Source organism: Micromonospora sp. SL1-18 (assembly GCF_047921505.1).
In the GTDB taxonomy this organism is placed as follows: domain Bacteria; phylum Actinomycetota; class Actinomycetes; order Mycobacteriales; family Micromonosporaceae; genus Micromonospora.
This window is the reverse complement of sequence record NZ_JBLROA010000034.1, coordinates 11,966-28,223: the sequence shown is the minus strand read 5'-3', so window position 1 is coordinate 28,223 and position 16,258 is coordinate 11,966. Positions and strand designations below refer to the sequence as shown.

The 16,258-nt window shown below is 70.9% G+C and carries 14 protein-coding genes; 10 read left to right on the top strand and 4 right to left on the bottom strand.

The features are described 5' to 3' along the window. Positions 1–99: 99 nt before the first annotated feature. From ACNAW0_RS17940 to ACNAW0_RS17930, 3 genes are read right to left on the bottom strand one after another with little or no spacing between them, the layout of a single operon-like run. Entirely contained in the window at positions 100–510 is a 411-nt protein-coding gene (locus ACNAW0_RS17940; RefSeq protein WP_416289039.1) for a hypothetical protein, read from the bottom strand. Beyond that, the gene (locus ACNAW0_RS17935; protein ID WP_416289038.1) at positions 507–1,079 is read right to left on the bottom strand and encodes a hypothetical protein; all 573 of its coding nucleotides are present in this window, start codon (positions 1,077–1,079) and stop codon (positions 507–509) included. Before ACNAW0_RS17935 ends, ACNAW0_RS17940 begins: the two co-directional genes overlap by 4 nt. Positions 1,080–1,137: 58 nt before the next feature. Then, positions 1,138–2,313 (bottom strand): beta-propeller fold lactonase family protein, encoded by a 1,176-nt coding sequence (locus tag ACNAW0_RS17930; RefSeq protein ID WP_416289037.1) that lies wholly within the window; start codon positions 2,311–2,313, stop codon positions 1,138–1,140. 262 nt (positions 2,314–2,575) lie between these two features. On the opposite strand from ACNAW0_RS17930, the gene ACNAW0_RS17925 reads away from it, so the two are divergent. Next, positions 2,576–5,404, top strand: a complete 2,829-nt coding sequence (locus tag ACNAW0_RS17925; protein WP_416289036.1) for a M14 family zinc carboxypeptidase — start codon at positions 2,576–2,578, stop codon at positions 5,402–5,404. 73 nt (positions 5,405–5,477) lie between these two features. On the opposite strand, the gene ACNAW0_RS17920 is transcribed toward ACNAW0_RS17925, so the two are convergent. Further along, a complete protein-coding gene (locus tag ACNAW0_RS17920; RefSeq protein WP_416289035.1) occupies positions 5,478–6,665 on the bottom strand; it encodes a D-alanyl-D-alanine carboxypeptidase family protein in 1,188 nt (395 codons plus the stop codon). Positions 6,666–6,777: 112 nt separating this feature from the next. Here ACNAW0_RS17920 and ACNAW0_RS17915 point away from each other — a divergent pair, with 112 nt between their 5' ends. From ACNAW0_RS17915 to ACNAW0_RS17875, 9 genes are all read left to right on the top strand, one after another. Next, complete coding sequence (locus ACNAW0_RS17915; RefSeq protein ID WP_416289034.1) at positions 6,778–8,982, top strand: ATP-dependent RecD-like DNA helicase; 2,205 nt, start codon at positions 6,778–6,780, stop codon at positions 8,980–8,982. A 222-nt stretch (positions 8,983–9,204) separates the two neighbouring features. Continuing rightward, a complete protein-coding gene (locus ACNAW0_RS17910) occupies positions 9,205–10,653 on the top strand; it encodes a hypothetical protein (protein ID WP_416289032.1) in 1,449 nt (482 codons plus the stop codon). Continuing rightward, positions 10,650–11,231, top strand: coding sequence for a hydrogenase maturation protease (locus tag ACNAW0_RS17905; RefSeq protein WP_416289031.1), 582 nt, complete (start codon positions 10,650–10,652; stop codon positions 11,229–11,231). The genes ACNAW0_RS17910 and ACNAW0_RS17905 overlap by 4 nt, the downstream gene beginning before the upstream one ends. After that, on the top strand, positions 11,224–11,580 hold the full coding sequence (locus ACNAW0_RS17900; RefSeq protein WP_416289030.1) for a hydrogenase/urease maturation nickel metallochaperone HypA: 357 nt from the start codon (positions 11,224–11,226) through the stop codon (positions 11,578–11,580). Before ACNAW0_RS17905 ends, ACNAW0_RS17900 begins: the two co-directional genes overlap by 8 nt. Continuing rightward, positions 11,580–12,119 (top strand): hemerythrin domain-containing protein, encoded by a 540-nt coding sequence (locus tag ACNAW0_RS17895; RefSeq protein ID WP_416289029.1) that lies wholly within the window; start codon positions 11,580–11,582, stop codon positions 12,117–12,119. Before ACNAW0_RS17900 ends, ACNAW0_RS17895 begins: the two co-directional genes overlap by 1 nt. Then, positions 12,116–13,237, top strand: a complete 1,122-nt coding sequence (locus ACNAW0_RS17890) for a hydrogenase expression protein HypE (protein WP_416289028.1) — start codon at positions 12,116–12,118, stop codon at positions 13,235–13,237. The genes ACNAW0_RS17895 and ACNAW0_RS17890 overlap by 4 nt, the downstream gene beginning before the upstream one ends. Continuing rightward, positions 13,234–15,033, top strand: a complete 1,800-nt coding sequence (locus ACNAW0_RS17885; RefSeq protein WP_416289027.1) for a nickel-dependent hydrogenase large subunit — start codon at positions 13,234–13,236, stop codon at positions 15,031–15,033. The genes ACNAW0_RS17890 and ACNAW0_RS17885 overlap by 4 nt, the downstream gene beginning before the upstream one ends. Further along, positions 15,026–15,640, top strand: a complete 615-nt coding sequence (locus ACNAW0_RS17880) for a hypothetical protein (protein ID WP_416289026.1) — start codon at positions 15,026–15,028, stop codon at positions 15,638–15,640. The genes ACNAW0_RS17885 and ACNAW0_RS17880 overlap by 8 nt, the downstream gene beginning before the upstream one ends. Next, complete coding sequence (locus tag ACNAW0_RS17875) at positions 15,637–16,248, top strand: DUF5947 family protein (protein WP_416289025.1); 612 nt, start codon at positions 15,637–15,639, stop codon at positions 16,246–16,248. The genes ACNAW0_RS17880 and ACNAW0_RS17875 overlap by 4 nt, the downstream gene beginning before the upstream one ends. Positions 16,249–16,258 lie beyond the last annotated feature (10 nt).

The window sequence follows — 16,258 nt, the reverse complement described above, 5'->3', positions numbered from 1 at the left end:
CCTTAGCTTTGCGGATGGCCGGAAGCCGGCAGCAACTGGGCGGCGAACTGGACCTCTACCGGGGCACCCGGGGGGGGTTCCGTAGCCCCGACGACGGCATCACGGGCGACGCCGGGGGCGGTCGCGTCCGCGCCGCTCCTCCTCCGTCACGACCGCCTGTATCCGGCGCACGGTCGCCCCCGGCGCCATGATCACCTCCCGCCATCGTTCCAGCGTCCTTGTCAGTTCCCACACCGTCGTCCGCAACTCCTGCAGTTCCCGCTGGGAGGACGTCAACTGCTCGCGGACGGCCAGCGCCTCGGTCTCCAGTTCGGTGACCCGGGTCCGGAGCGGCTGTACCAGGGCCAGCGCCGCGTCGGTCAGCGCGCCGGCCGTGTCGGCCTTCAGCTTCCGTCGTTGCACGGCGATGGTGGCGAGCACGCCGAGCCCGCTGGCGCCGCCGAAGAGCCCGAGGGTGGAGATCAGGACCTGCGCCCAGTAGGGAGAGCCGGCGCCCTGCGTGGTGATCATGTCTGCGCCTTCGGGTACGGATCGACGCCTGCGTGATGCAGGCGGATGAGCCAGCGCAAGGACCGCACGATCTCGACGGAGCGCAGCCAGGAGCCGAGCGCCACCGCGCTGACGAACAACGCTGCCACCACCGCCTGCTCACCGGCGACCGCCAGGACGGCGACGACGTACATCGCGGCGATCGCGCCCAGCATCAGCACCGCGGCGAGTTCGATGCCGAGCCCGGTGCCGAGTTGCCCCGGCCAGAACATGCCGAGCAGGCCCGCGACGCCGGCCACGATGAGGCCGAACTCCCAGCACACCCGGATGACGTGGGGCATGGCCAGTTCCACCGACTGGGGCCGGACCTGCAGCACGGTCAGCAGGACACCACACACCGGTGCGGTGATGAGGACGGCGAACTCGAACACCCGCTGGCTCGTTCGATCCTGGAAGCTCCCCACGACCCGCTCCTCTCCCCCACGGCGCTCCGGCTGATGCCGGGACAGCACACCATGGATCCAACATATGCCCAGGTCAGAGGCATATCGACGGCCCGAAGGGGGGAAGTCGATCACCAGCGCGCTCACCGCGACAACTGTCGGAATATCGACACTCGCTGGACGGGCGGCGGTCGAGTGGCCGCCGTCAGCGGATGTTGGCGGTGTGGCCGAGGGAGTAGCGGCCCGGCTGGGGCCAGATGGTCAGACCGTGCGGGCCATTGCCGACCGGGATACGGGCGAGCAGCTTGCCGTCGCTGGTGCGGAGGACGTAGACCTCGTTGTGGTAGCGCCCGGAGAGCCACAGCGTGCTGCCGTCGGCGGACAGACCGCCCATGTCGGGGCTGCCGCCGCCGGGGATCTTCCAGGTGGTGGTCGGTTTCAGGGTGGCCAGGTCGAGCACGGTGATGCTGCCGGCGTCCCGGTTGGTGACGTAGGCGAGTTTGCCGTCGCGGCTGAAGTAGATGCCGTGCGCGCCCTTGCCGGTGCGGATGAACCCGGTCTGCCGGGTCGCCTGCCCGTCGAAGACGTAGACGCCGTCGGCGTGCATGTCGGCGACCAGGAAGTGCTGCCCGTCCGGGGTGAGGCGGGTGTCCTGCGGCATCCCGTCGACCGTCTCGGGCAGGGTGAACTCGCGCAGCTTGCGGAAGCTGGCCGTGTCGAGCACGAGCATCCGGTTGGCGAACTCGCAACTGAACATCATGATCTTGCCGTCGGCGGAGTAGTCCATGTGGTTCACGCCCTTGCACTCGGGAAAATGCACCGAGCGCACCCGCTGCCAGTTGGCCAGGTCGTAGAAGTCCAGCCGCTGGTAGGCCTCGGCGACCACGATGGCCTGTCTGCCGTCCGGCGTGAAGTAGAGGTTGTAGACGTCCTCCAGCTTCCGGAACGCGCCCGGTTTGCCGGTGCGCGGATCGATCGGGATGAGCCCGCCGTTGGGGATCTCGTCGGAGGCGACGTACAGCGTCCGCAGGTCGTACGACGGCACGACGTGCTGCGGCTCGGGGCCGCCCGGGAACGTGTCCACGACCCGGTAGGTGTTCGGGTCGATGACCGACACGTCGTTGCTGTTGGTGTTCGGCACGTAGACCAACGTCTTGTCGCCCCGTACCGGCTCGGCCAGCATGTTCGGCCCCGCGCCCGCGTACACGTTGCCCGGGGTCGGGTATGCGGGCATCCCGGCGACCAACGGCCCGAACGACGTCCCCGCCGCCGTCTTCGACGGGGTCGGCCGTGGCCGCTGCCGGTCGGCGTCAGCAGTGGTGCAGGCCGTACTGAGCAGCAGCGCCCCCACCAGAAGCCCGCTCCGCCGCCAAGTCGTCACTCTCGGCATCCTAATTGTCGCGTTGTTGCAGATCGGCCAGTTCGTCAGGAGGCCGGGCGAGGACCCACCCGGCCGGGTGACGGCACGTCGTCCGATCCCGCCCGTCGCCGTTTCGGCCTGCGCCCCCGGTGAGAGGCGCGTGGGCAAATACGCGTTGACGTGCGGTCATATCTAACGCGAATGAATCTTGACCACTGGAAAGCACCCGCCATAGGCTCCGGTTTCACTGCGTCGCAACCCCCAGTGGAAAACAGGTACCGACATGCCCCTGTCGAAGCAACCGCCAGGATCGATCCTCACGCGACGGCTAGCCGGCGCCGCCGCGATCCTCCTCTTGTCCGGCACGGCACCGCTCGCGATCAGCGCCCCCGCCGGCGCCACCACCCCGGCCCCCACCTGCAGCAACGACCCCTCCGCCCGACTGTCCACGGTGCCCAGCCCGGAGTCCGCGCTGGGCTTCCCGCTCGGCGCCGGCCAGGAACGGGTCGTCACCAACGACGAGGTCCGCAGCTACCTGAAGACCGTTGACGACGCCTCCGACCGCGTGGTCACCGGCGTCATGGCGACCAGCGGGCTCGGCCAGCCGCTGCCGTACGCCATCGTCTCCAACGAGCGGCACGTCCAGCAGGGCACCCTCCAGCAGATCGCCAGGGACATCCGCGACCTGCGGGACCCGCGCCGCATCACGGCGAAGAAGGCCGCCGAGACCGCGACCGACCGCCCGGCCCTCGTCTGGGTGACCGCGAACGTACACGGCGGCGAGAAGAGCGGCACCGACGCGGCCCTCAAGACGCTGTACGAGCTGGCCTCCGGCCTGTCCTGCGCAGTGCAGGAGCGCAACGACAACCTGATCACGGTCATCGTGCCGACGCAGAACCCGGACGGCCGCGACGCCAGCCGCCGGCAGAACGAGTACGGCTTCGACATGAACCGGGACTGGTTCGCGCGCACCCAGCAGGAGACCGACGGCAAGATCGAACTCATGCGGCAGTTCCCTCCGCAGGTCTTCATCGACGCCCACGAGATGGGCGGGCGGCAGTACTTCTTCCCGCCCAACGCCGACCCGATCCACCACGAGATCGCCAGCGAGAACGTCGACTGGATCAACCGGATCGGCGAGGCCAACAAGGCCGGCTTCGGCTTCAACGGCGCCTGCGGCGGAGCCGTCGACACGGAGTGCTACTTCAACTACGCACGCTACGACCTGTTCTTCATGGGCTACGGCGACACGGTGCCGTCTGCCGGCTTCGGCGCCGCCGGCATGACCTTCGAGAAGGGCAGCTCGTCGGCGGTCGCCGACCGGGTCCAGCAGCAGTTCAACACCCAGTGGTCGACCCTCGGCTGGGCCGCCGCGAACAAGCACGAGGTGCTGAGCGGCTACTTCAAGATCTGGACGGACGCGCTCGCCGAGGGCAAGGCCGGGACGCTGGAGCCGAACGAGGTGGTCGAGCCGACCAACACGGTCCAGTTCCCGGTGCCGGACGTCAAGATCCGGTCGTACTTCCTGCTGCCCGACCGCCAGCTCGGCGACGTACGCCAGCTGGTCGAGCGGCTGCGCCGGATGGACGTCGAGGTCTACGAGGTGACCAAGCCGACCAAGGTGCCCACCGCCCGGATCTTCGGCGGCCGCACCGCCACCGAACTCACCGTGCCCGAGGGCGCGTACTGGATCCCGATGGACCAGCCGCAGAAGCACTGGATCCAGGCGATCATGGGCGAGGACCCGTACGTCCCGTTCGCCTACTTCTACGACGTGTCGTCGTGGAGCAACCCGCTGCTGATGGGCGTGAACGCCATCTACACCGGCGACGACGTCCGCCCGCCGGCCCAGCTGGTCCGGGGGATCTCCGGCGGCAAGCCGTCGGCGGCGGGGGCGAAGGGCTCGTACGCGTACCCGCTCGACTCGGCCGCGGCGGCCGAACTCACCTTCCGGCTGCTCGGCCAGGGCGTGCCGCTCGTGCGTGACCTCGAGACCAGCGTGGTCGGCTTCCCCGCGAAGAGCCTGACCCCGGAGATCGACCAGCTCGCCCGGTCGCTCGGGGTGACCTTGAACCCGAACGACGCGGCGGCCAGCGGGACCCCGGTGGACCTGCCGGACGTCGGGCTGTTCCAGGGCACCGGCATCTCCACCACCTCCGGCTCCCACGGCGAAGCCCGGTACGTGCTCGGCAAGCGGTGGGGGCTGGACCTGAAGCCGGTGACCACCGCCGACATCAACGACAACACCCCGGCGTTCACCGAGCGCACCGTGCTGCTGGTGCCGGACGGCAGCAACGCGACCGGCGGCCTCACCGCGACCGGCCAGGCCAACCTGCGCAACTGGATCGCCCAGGGCCACACCTACCTCGGGCTGCGCAACGAGGGCACCCGGATGGCCCGGGCGGCCGGCCTCACCTCCACCACCGAGACGACGCCAAAGCCGGCCGACGGGTACAAGATGCCGGGTTCGCACCTGCGGGTCGACGTCAACGGCAGTAGCCCGGTCGCGCTGGGTCGCCCGGCGGAGGACTTCGCGTTCAACAACAGCGACCCGATCTTGAAGCCGAGCACCACCGGCACCAACGTGCTCAGCTACCCGTCGGGGGACACCTTCTGGTCGAACGGCTACAGCGAGCGCGCCGACCTGCTGAAGGGGACGGTGGCGCTGGTGGACGAGCCGACCGGCGCGGGTCGGGCGGTGCTGTTCGCGTTCAACCCGCTGTTCCGGGCGTACAACGAGAACGCTCTGCACCTGGTGGCCAACGCGCTGCTCTACCCGAGCGCGGGCGGCCCGGCGGCGCGTAGCCTCGCGCCGCAGCGTGCGGACGCCGTCGCTCCGGCCCGCGCCGCCGCGGCCGCCGCCCCGGTCCAGGAGAACCTGGGCGGCGAGTGGCGGCCGATCACCATCGAGGTGGCGGCCGGTGACCTGGCCCGTACCCGGCAGGTGGTGGCCGGCTTCACCGACACCGCCCGGACGTCCGTGGCCAACTCCTCCGCCTACCTGGTGATCCCGAACCCGGACGGGCTGCAGGTCGACGAGCACCCGTTCCTGGCTGACCTGGTACGCGCCCTGCGGGACGCGGGGATCCCGCTGCGGTCCGTGGTGGCCTAATCCGCGACCCGGGGTCCGGCCGGCCTGGCTCGTAGGCCGGCCGGACCCCGGAATCCCGTCGGCCGCGGCGCGGCTACCGTTGGCCGGCTCGCCGTCGCGCGCCGACGCGTCGCCAGGCGATCGCCACCAGGACGGCCACCACTCCAGCGCCGAGGCCGAGGCCAATCGGTAGCGACAACCATTCCACCGCCCGGCCGTGCCGCTCGCCTCGCACCGCCCCGACCTGGTGGTCGTCCTTCTTCTCCTCGGAGGTGACGAGACGGCCGACGGACGCGTCGGGAGCAAGGCTGAAGCCCCAGTTGAGCAGGGCCGCCGCCTCGCCGAGACTGCCCAGCGGCGCGGTCTCCGCGCCGAGCAGGGTCACCGCGAGCCGCCGCCCGTCACGTTCGGCGACACCGACGTACGTCTGCCGGGCCAGATCGGTGAAGCCGGTCTTGCCGCCGAGCGTCCCCGGGTAGTTGTCCAGCAGTGTCGCGTCGTGGGTGAGTGCGAGCGCCGGCGTTCCCAGCTCGCCCGGTATCTGCGCCACTCGGGTGGCGACGTACCGTCGGAAGTCCTCTCGCGCGAACGCGGCCCGCGCGATCAGCGCGAGATCGTACGCGCTGGTGTACTGGCCGGGGCCGTCCAGGCCGGAGGGCGTGGCGGCATGGGTCTGGTTCGCGCGCAGCCGGTGCGCCTCGTCGTTCATCGCCTGCACGCCGCCCTGCCGGCCGGCGCTGCCGCCGCCGAGGCGGGCCAGCACGTTGGCCGCGTCGTTGCCCGACTTGAGGAGCAGCCCCAGCCACAGGCTCTCGATCGAGTAGTGGCCGCCCTCGACCACCCCCATCAGGGAGCTGGTCGGGTCGAGGTCGCGCAGGTCATCCCGGCTCACCTCGACGATCTGGGCCGGATCGAGGCGGGGCATCAGGGTCGCCGCCAGCAGCAGCTTCTGCACGCTGGCCGGCGCCCGGTGCTCGTGGGAGCCGCACCCGCCCAGGACCACACCACTGTCGAGGTCCGCCACCAGCCAGGAGGTGGCGGTCACGGCCGGCGCCGTCGGCGCACCCGCGGGAATGGCCAGCCCGGAGGTCGCCAACGCCTCGCCGCCGACCGCCGCCTGGACGGGATCGACCGGTGGCGGGGACGGCGCGGTGGGCGGGGGCACCGGCGGTTTCACGGCGGGGCAGGCCACGTACGGCGCAGCCGCGGCCGGCGCCGCTGGCACGACCACCGCAGCGGGAACGGCGAGAACCGCGCCGAGCGTCACACGAAAGATGGTCACGTAAACGTACGGTAATCGTCGGCGAGGCGGGCGTGGTCCAATTGGCGAAAGCGCGGAAACCGCCGGGTGCCCACTGTGGCGGCCACGATGAGGCGACCGGCACGATAGGCCGGTGACTGCCTCTGCTCGGCCGCCGTTGGCGGTGCTGGACGCGGTGTTGGAGCGGCTGACCTACGTCAACGAGGAGACCGGGTACACCGTCGCCCGCGTCGCCACCGAGCGCGGCAGCGACCTGTTGACGGTGGTCGGCGCGCTGCTGGGGGCGCAGCCCGGGGAGAGCCTGCGCCTGCACGGGCGGTGGTCGTCCCACCCGAGGTACGGGCGGCAGTTCGAGGTCGACTCCTACACCACGGTGCTGCCGGCCACGATCCAGGGCATCCAGCGCTATCTCGGCTCCGGCCTGGTCAAGGGCATCGGCCCGGTGTTCGCCGAGCGGATCGTGGCCCACTTCGGCCTGGACACCCTGCGGGTGATCGAGGAGGAGCCGGCCCGCCTGGTCGAGGTGCCCGGCCTGGGGCCGAAGCGCACGGCCAAGATCAGCGCCGCGTGGGCGGAGCAGCAGGCCATCAAGGAGGTGATGGTCTTCCTGCAGGGCGTCGGGGTGTCGACGTCGCTGGCGGTACGGATCTACAAGCAGTACGGCGACGCCTCCGTCGACGTGGTGACGAAGGAGCCGTACCGGCTGGCCGCGGACGTGTGGGGCATCGGCTTCAAGACCGCCGACACCATCGCCCAGGCCGTCGGCATCCCCCACGACAGCCCGCAGCGGGTTATGGCCGGCCTGCGGTACACCCTGTCCGAGGCCACCGACGACGGCCACTGCTATCTCCCCGCACCCGACCTGGTCACCGACGCCACGAAGATCCTCGACGTGCCGGGCGACCTCGTCACCCGCTGCCTCGACGACCTGGTCGCCGACGAGGGTGTCGTCCGCGAGACGCTGCCCGGCGGGGCGGGCGGACCGGCACAGGCGATATACCTGGTGCCGTTCCACCGCGCCGAGCAGTCCCTCGCCGCGTCGTTGTTGCGCCTGCTGCACGACCGGACCGACCGCCTGCCCCACTTCGCCGACGTCGACTGGGGCCGGGCCCTGGCCTGGCTGAGGGCGCGCACCGGCGCGGACCTGGCCCCGGAGCAGGAACAGGCGGTCCGCCTCGCCCTGACGTCGAAGGTGGCGGTGCTGACCGGCGGGCCGGGCTGCGGCAAGAGTTTCACCGTCCGCTCGATCGTCGAACTCGCCGCCGCGAAGAAGGCCAAGGTCACCCTCGTCGCGCCGACCGGCCGCGCCGCCAAACGGCTGTCCGAGCTGACCGGCCAGCCCGCCGCCACGGTGCACCGGCTGCTGCAGCTACGCCCCGGCGGCGAGGCCTCCTACGATCGCGACAACCCGCTCGACGTCGACCTGCTCGTCGTCGACGAGTCCTCCATGCTCGACCTGATCCTGGCCAACAAGCTCGTCAAGGCCGTCCCGCCCGGGGCGCACCTGCTCCTCGTCGGCGACGTCGACCAGCTCCCCTCCGTCGGCGCGGGTGAGGTCCTGCGCGACCTGCTGGCCGCCCCGGCGATCCCGAGGGTGCGGCTGACACAGATCTTCCGCCAGGCCGCCGAGTCGGGCGTGGTCACCAATGCCCACCGCATCAACGCCGGCCGGCCACCCCTGCTGCACGGCCTGCCCGACTTCTTCCTGTTCTCCTGCGACGACACCGAGGCCGCCGCCGCGCTGACCGTCGACGTCGCCTGCGCCCGGGTACCGGCGAAGTTCCGGCTCGACCCCCGCCGGGACGTGCAGGTGCTCGCCCCGATGCACCGCGGCCCCGCCGGCGCCGCCGCCCTCAACACCCTGCTCCAGCAGCGCCTCACCCCGCACCGCGAAGGGCAGCCCGAGCGGCGGATGGGCGGGCGGGTGTTCCGCGTCGGCGACAAGGTCACCCAGATCCGCAACAACTACGACAAGGGACGGGCCGGCGTCTTCAACGGCACGCTCGGCATCGTCACCACCCTCTCCCCCGAGGAACAGACCCTCACCGTGCGCACCGACGAGGACGAGAGCATCGAGTACGACTTCGACGAGCTCGACGAGCTGTCCCACGCGTACGCCATGACCATCCACCGCTCCCAGGGCTCCGAATACCCCGCGGTCGTCATCCCCCTGACCACCAGCGCGTGGATGATGCTGCAGCGCAACCTGCTCTACACCGCCGTCACCCGCGCCCGGCAGCTCGTCGTCCTCGTCGGCTCCCGCCGCGCCCTCGCCGCCGCCGTGCGTACCGTCGGCGCCGGGCGTCGCCACACCGCCCTCGACCACCGCCTGGCCTGATGCTCCCGCCGCGAGGTCACGCTCAGCCGGCCGGCCGCCGCGGGGTCACGCTCAGCCGGCCGGTCGCCGCCGGTGCGCCGGCCTCGGCATGAGCGCCGCACGTCACGGCAGCACTCACCCGGTCCGGTGAGTGCCTTCGTCGCCTAGGAACGCCGCGCACTTACGGACCCCCTCCGCGCCGGGCTACACCAGGGTGACGGCTCGCACGAGGGGGTTGACGGCATGGATCCGCGCTGTTCGAGCGTCGGCTTCGGCAGCGCCGAGGCGGTCGCGGAGGCGATCCTGTACGAGGGCTACCTGCTCTATCCCTACCGCCGGTCGTCGGGCAAGAACCGGGTGCGCTGGCAGTTCGGTGTCCTCGTACCTCCGGCCTGGGCAGCGGCCCACGGCCTGGTCGACAGCGGCGTGGCCGGTTCGGCCGAGTCGCCGTGGCAGCGGACCGAATGCCTGGTCGAGGCCCCCGACGACGCGGTCGTCCGGATCCGGCTGCGCTTCCTGCACCTGCAACGCAAGACGGTCGAGGAACGGACGGCCGACGGCGACCACCGGCCCGTCGACCGGATCGACGCCGGCGACCGCACCGAGCTCAGCTTCGACGAGGCCGTACCCCAGGAGTTCGACGTCGAGGCGCCGGTCAGCGACCTGGCGAGCGGGCGCCGCCTCGACCTGCGGGTGCCGGGCGGCGAGGACGTCGAACCGCTGGTCGACGGCCGGGGTGAGCCGGTGGGCCGGGTGGTGCGCCGGCGGTGGCCACTGACCGCGTCGGTCAGCATCTCCGCCGAGGAGTGCCGGACTCCCTTCCGGTTGCGGCGCCTCACCGTACGCGTGGAGAACATCGATCGAACGACCCCCGCGAACAGCCGGCGTGCCGAGGCGCTGCGCCGCTGCCTGCTCGCGGCGCACACCCTGGTCGCCGTCGACCAGGGTCGGTTCCTGTCGCTGCTCGATCCGCCGGAATGGGCGGCGGACGCGGCCCGGGAGTGCCGGAACGTGCACACCTTTCCGGTGCTCGCCGGCGAGCCGGGCACGTCCGACATTCTCCTGTCGTCGCCCGTCATCCTCTACGACCATCCGCAGATCGCCCCGGAGAGCCCGGGCGACCTGCACGATGCGACCGAGATCGACGAGATCCTGTCGCTGCGCACGCTCACCCTCTCCGACACCGAGAAGCGCGAGGTCCGGGCCACCGATCCCCGCGCCGCGGCCATCCTCGACCGGGTCGAGGGGATGCCGCCCGAGGTCCTCGAACGGCTGCACGGCGCCATCCGGGCCCTGGCTCCCGTACGCCCGCCCGGCGAGGCCACCGAACAGACGCCCTGGTGGGAGCCCGGGGCCGAACCGGCGGCCGCACCGGAGGTTGAAACGGTTCTGGTCGCCGGGGCCCTGCTGTCGCGCGGCAGCCGGGTCCGGCTACGACCGCGCCGGCGGGGCACCGACGCGCACGACATGTTCCTGGCCGGCCGTACGGCCCGGGTGGAGCAGGTGCTGCTGGATGTGGACGGCACGCGGTTCCTGGCCGTGACGGTGGACGACGACCCGGGCGCCGAGCTGCACCAGTGGTACGGCCGGCTGCGTCATTTCCGCCCGGAGGAGGTCGAGCCGCTCCCCGAAGGGATCGACGTGCCGCCCGGTGCGGCCGGGGCGCTGCCCGGAGAGGTCGAGGCGCGGTGAACGGCGACGGTGGTGGTCGGGTGCTGGTCGCCGGCATCGGCAACATCTTCCTCGGCGACGACGCCTTCGGCGTGGAGGTCGTCCGGCGCCTGCGGGACACCGTCCTCCCGACGGGGGTGGAGGTGTCCGATTACGGCATCCGGGGCATGCATCTGGCCTACGATCTGCTGGACGCCCGACACGACGTGCTGGTCATGGTGGACGCGTTGCCGTTGGACGAGCCGCCGGGGACGTTGGCCGTCCTGCAGGTGGATCTCGACGACCCCGGCTGGACCCTGCGGCCGGCGGACGTGCTGGAAGCACCGGCCGCCGACGGGCACGGCATGGATCCCGAGTCGGTGCTGCGTCTGTTGCGGAGCCTGGGCGGCAGGGTCGACCGCGTCCTCGTGGTGGGCTGCCAGCCCGCCGTCCTCGACGAGCGGATGGAGCTGTCGGCGCCGGTCGCCGGCGCGGTCGACGAGGCCGTTCGGACGGTGGTCGGGATCGCGCGGGAGGAAGCCGCGCGGCTGGCCACCGCGGGCAAGCAGGAGATTTCGAGACGTTCGGCAGCCGAGAGGGGGGTGACCGCCGATGCATGAGACAGGTCTGTCCGAGGCGATCGTGGCGGCGGCGGTACGCAGGGCCGCCGGGCGCCGGATCACCGGCCTGCGGGTACGGATCGGCGGCCACTCGGTCGACCCCGATGTCGTCACGCAGGGCATCCAGGTGGCCGCGGTCGGCACGGTAGTCGCGGACGCCGTCGTGGATCTGGTGCTGGAACCGATGACGGTGTGCTGCCACGACTGCGGCCGCGACGCACCGATCACCGATCACCTCGCGATGGTGGCCTGCCCACAGTGTGGGGGCGTCGACATCGACGTCACCGGCAGCGACGACGTCGTGCTGGAGTCCGTCACCGTGGCCAGCGTCGAGATGGGGGCGGTCTGATGGACGCCACCGAGCTGCTGCGGCACGACCACCGCGTGGTGGAACAGCTGTTCCGGGACTACCGGGCGGCGGAATCGGACGCGCAGCGCCGGGGCGTCGTGGAGATCATGGTCCGCGAGCTGTCGAAGCACGCCGCGCTCGAGGAAGTTCTCTTCTACCCGTTCGCCGCGAAGGTGCTGGCCGACGGGCAGGTGGACAGACATCTCGCCGGACATCGGCCGATCAAGGAGTTGCTCCTCGAACTGGACCACTGCCGGGCCGGCGACCCCGCACAGGACGGGCTGATGGATCGGCTCGCGTCCGCCGTTTCGCGGCATGTCCAGGACGACGAGAACGAACTCATGCCGCTGCTGTGCTCCCGGGCAGACGAGCAAGCGCTGCACGAGCTGGGCCAGGAGATCGACCAGGGCAAGCAACGGGCCCCGACGCGCCCGCACCCGCACGCGCCGGACAAACCACCGGCGCTGGCCCTCGCGGCGCCGTTGGCGGCCATCTACGACCGGCTGCGGGATCGGATGCAAGGAAGGCCACCCACATGACACAGGGCGTACGCGACACCGCGGTGATCCCGCAGGAGAACGGGTTCGACGAGATCACGATCCTCTGGATCTCCGAGGGCATGAGTTGTGACGGCGATTCCGTGTCGATGACGGCCTCCGCTCAGCCGGCGATCGAGGACATCGTTCTCGGGCTCGTCCCCGGTCTGCCAAAGGTCAACCTGCACAACAAGGTGTTGTCGCCGGCGGCCGGCGGCGAGGAGTTCCTGGCGCCGTACCGGAGGGCGGCCCGCGGGGAGATGCGCGAGCCGTTCATTCTCGTGATCGAGGGATCGATCCCGAACGAGAACATCAACGGCGACGGGTACTGGACGTCGTTCGGCAACAACGAGAAGACCGGTGAGCCACTGACCGTGAACTGGTGGATCGACCAGCTGGCGCCGAAGGCGTGGGCGGTCGTCGCCGCCGGGACCTGCGCGACGTACGGCGGCATCCACGCCATGGCGGGCAACCCGACGGGGTGCATGGGCCTGGCCGACTACCTCGGGTGGGACTTCCGGTCCCAGGGCGGTCTGCCGATCGTGAACGTGCCCGGCTGCCCGATCCAGCCGGAGAACTTCATGGAGACCCTGACCTGGGTGCTCTACCACGCCGCCGGCTCCGCGCCGCCCCCGCCGCTGGATCACATGCTGCGCCCACAGTGGCTGTTCGGCAAGACCGTGCACGAGGGCTGCGACCGGGCCGCCTACTACGAGCAGGCGGACTTCGCCAAGGACTACAACTCGCCCAAGTGCCAGGTGAGGATCGGCTGCTGGGGGCCGGTCATCAACTGCAACGTCCCGAAGCGCGGGTGGATGGGCGGTGTGGGCGGCTGTCCCAACGTCGGCGGCATCTGCATCGGCTGCACCATGCCGGGCTTCCCCGACAAGTTCATGCCATTCATGGACATGCCGCCCGGTAGCAGCCTGTCCACGTTGCTCATCAAGCCGTACGGCGCGCTGATCCGCCGCCTGCGCGGCATTACCAACGTCACCGCCAACCGGGAACCGAAGTGGCACCACAACGGTCCGGAGCTCACCAGCGGCTACAACCCCCGGTGGCGTCCCTACGCTCCGGCAGATCCGCGTCGACAGGCGGCAATGGAGAGGAACAAACCGTGACCGCGACGAAACCGAAGCCGGCCGCCGGCAAGAAACCCGGCGAACTGGTGGAGATGGCGTGGGATCCGATCACCCGGATCATCGGCAATCTCGGCGTCTACACGAAGATCGATTTCGCGAACCGCGTGGTCGCCGAGTGTCACACCACGTCGTCGCTGTTCCGCGGCTACTCGGTGTTCATGAAGGGCAAGGATCCGCGCGACGCCGGCTTCATCACCAGCCGGATCTGCGGCATCTGCGGCGACAACCACACGACCTGCTCGGTCTACGCGCAGAACATGGCCTACGGCGTCAAGACCCCGCCGCTGGCCGAGTGGATCATCAATCTCGGCGAGGCCGCCGAGTACATGTTCGACCACACGCTGTTCCAGGACAACCTCGTCTTCGTCGACTTCTGCGAGGCGATGGTCAAGCAGACCAACCCGAGTGTGCTCGCCCGCGCGGAGAGCACCGCGGCACCGGGCCGCGACATCCACGGCTACCGGACGATCGCCGACATCATGCGGGCATACAACCCGTTCGAGGGCGAGGTCTACAAGGAGGCGCTGAAGGTCAGCCGGACGACCCGGGAGATGTTCTGCCTCATGGAGGGCCGGCACGTCCACCCGTCGACGGTGTACCCCGGCGGCGTCGGCACCATGCCACAGCCGACGCTGTTCACCGACTACCTGAGCCGGCTGATCAGCATCCTGGATTTCGTCAAGAAGACCGTCGCCATGAACGACGACATCTTCGACTTCTGGTACGAGGCGCTGCCGGGCTACGAGGAGGTCGGCCGGCGCCGGGTGTTGCTCGGCTGCTGGGGCTCGTTCCAGGACCCCGACGTCGTCGACTACCGGTACGAAACCATGACGAACTGGGGGCGGGCGATGCACGTCACGCCCGGCATCGTCGTCGACGGCAAACTGCTCACCACGGACCTGGTCGACATCAACCTCGGCATGCGGATCCTGCTCGGCAGCTCGTACTACAAGGACTGGGCTGGCCAGGAGGAGCCGTTCGTCGAGTACGACCCGCTCGGCAACCCGGTCGACATCCGCCATCCCTGGAACCAGACCACGCTCCCGGATCCCGGCAAGCGCGACTTCAACGACAAGTACAGCTGGGTGATGAGCCCCCGCTGGTTCGACAAGAGCAGCGGGCAGCATCTCGCGCTGGACACCGGTGGCGGCTGCTTCGCCCGGCTCTACACCACGGCGCTGGCGAAGATGGTCGACACCCCGTACGTCAAGTCGACCGGGCGCAGCGTGCAGATCTCGCTGCCGAAGAGCCGGACCCTGCCCGAGACGACGTTGGAGTGGAAGATCCCGAAGTGGTCGAACGCGCTGGAGCGGGACCGCTCGCGGGCCTACTTCATCGCGTACGCCGCGGCGATGGCGCTGTACTTCCTGGAGCGGGCGATGGAGCGGGTGCGAGGCGGCGACATGCGGGTCTTCGCCGAGTTCGACGTGCCAGACGAGGCCATCGGCTGTGGCTTCCACGAGGCGGTCCGGGGCATCCTGTCGCACCACATCGTGATCAGGGACCGCAAGATCGCCAACTACCATCCGTATCCGCCGACGCCGTGGAACGGCAGCCCCCGTGACAGCTACGGCACCCCGGGGCCGTACGAGGACGCGATCCAGAACACGCCCATCTTCGAGGAGAACGGCCCGGACAACTTCAAGGGCGTGGACATCATGCGGGCGGTACGCAGCTTCGATCCCTGCCTGCCGTGCGGGGTGCACATGTACGTCGGCGGCGGCCGTACCCTCAAGAAGATCCACTCGCCGATGTTCGGCGCGTCGCATGGGTGAGCAGCCGGACGTCCAGCGGCTCGACGACGCGGCGGTCGAGCCGCGGCTGGCCCGCCTGGAGGCCGTGCTCGGCCAACTCGAGCAGACCCCCGGCCGCACCGCCGAGCTGGCGCTGGAGGCCGTCGAGCTGCTGACCGCGGTGTACGGCGAGGCGCTGGCCCGGGTCACCGACCTCGCCGCCGACAGCTCTCGCGCGCTCGACCGGCTCACCGGCGACGACCTGCTGCGGCACCTGCTGCTGTTGCACCACATCCACCCGGACGCGCTGGAACGGCGCGTGGCCCGTGCCGTCGACGACCTGCGGCCGCAGTTGCGCGCGCAGGGCGCCGAGATCACGCTCGTCGGCGTCCAGGACGAGGTGGCGAGGATCAGCCTGTCGGCGAGTTCGTGCGGCGCCACGGCCCTGCGTGACCTCGTACGGGAGCAGGTGTTGACGTTCGCCCCGGAGCTGTCCACGGTCGACGTGGTGGCGCCCGCGGCGGCTCCGGCGCTGATCCCGGTCGCCACGCTGTGGCGGCGGCCGGACGGGACCTCGGCCGGTCGGGCGGCGGTGGGCGACCGGACGCCGCAGGTCGCGGGACCACTGACACCCGGGGGTACGGCGTGACGGCCGGCGCCCTGCAGCGGGCGATCCACCGGGCCGGGCAGCGCGCCTCGGTCGAACGCTGTGGCATGTGCGCCGGGCCGGTCGGCCCGGAGCACCGGCACGTGTGGGACGAGCAGGACGCGGAGCTGATCTGCGCCTGCCTGCCGTGCTCGCTGCTGTTCGAACGCGAGACGGCCGGCGGCGACCGGTACCAGCTCGTCCCCAGCCGGGGCAGCTGGTTGGCGGGCCCGCCCGCCGACAAGCTCGGCGTGCCGGTCGGTCTGGCGTTCTTCGTGAAGCGGCCCGACGGCCGGGTGCTCGGGCACTACCCGAGCCCGCTCGGCACGACCGAGTCGGAGATCGACGCCGACGCCTGGCGGGCCGCCGAGGCGAGCTCACCCGCGCTCGCCGAGCTGCGGCCACGGGTCGAGGCGCTCCTGGTGTGGACGGGCACGCCCCGCGCCGGCGGCCAGCAGTGGGTGGTGCCGGTCGACGACTGCTTCCGACTGGTGGCGCTCATCCGCCGGCACTGGACGGGCATGTCCGGGGGCAGCGTGATGTGGCGGGAGATCGACCGGTTCTTCGACGACCTCGGCCGACGACACGGCCGGCCGGCCGGCAACGACTGATGGAGGAGGC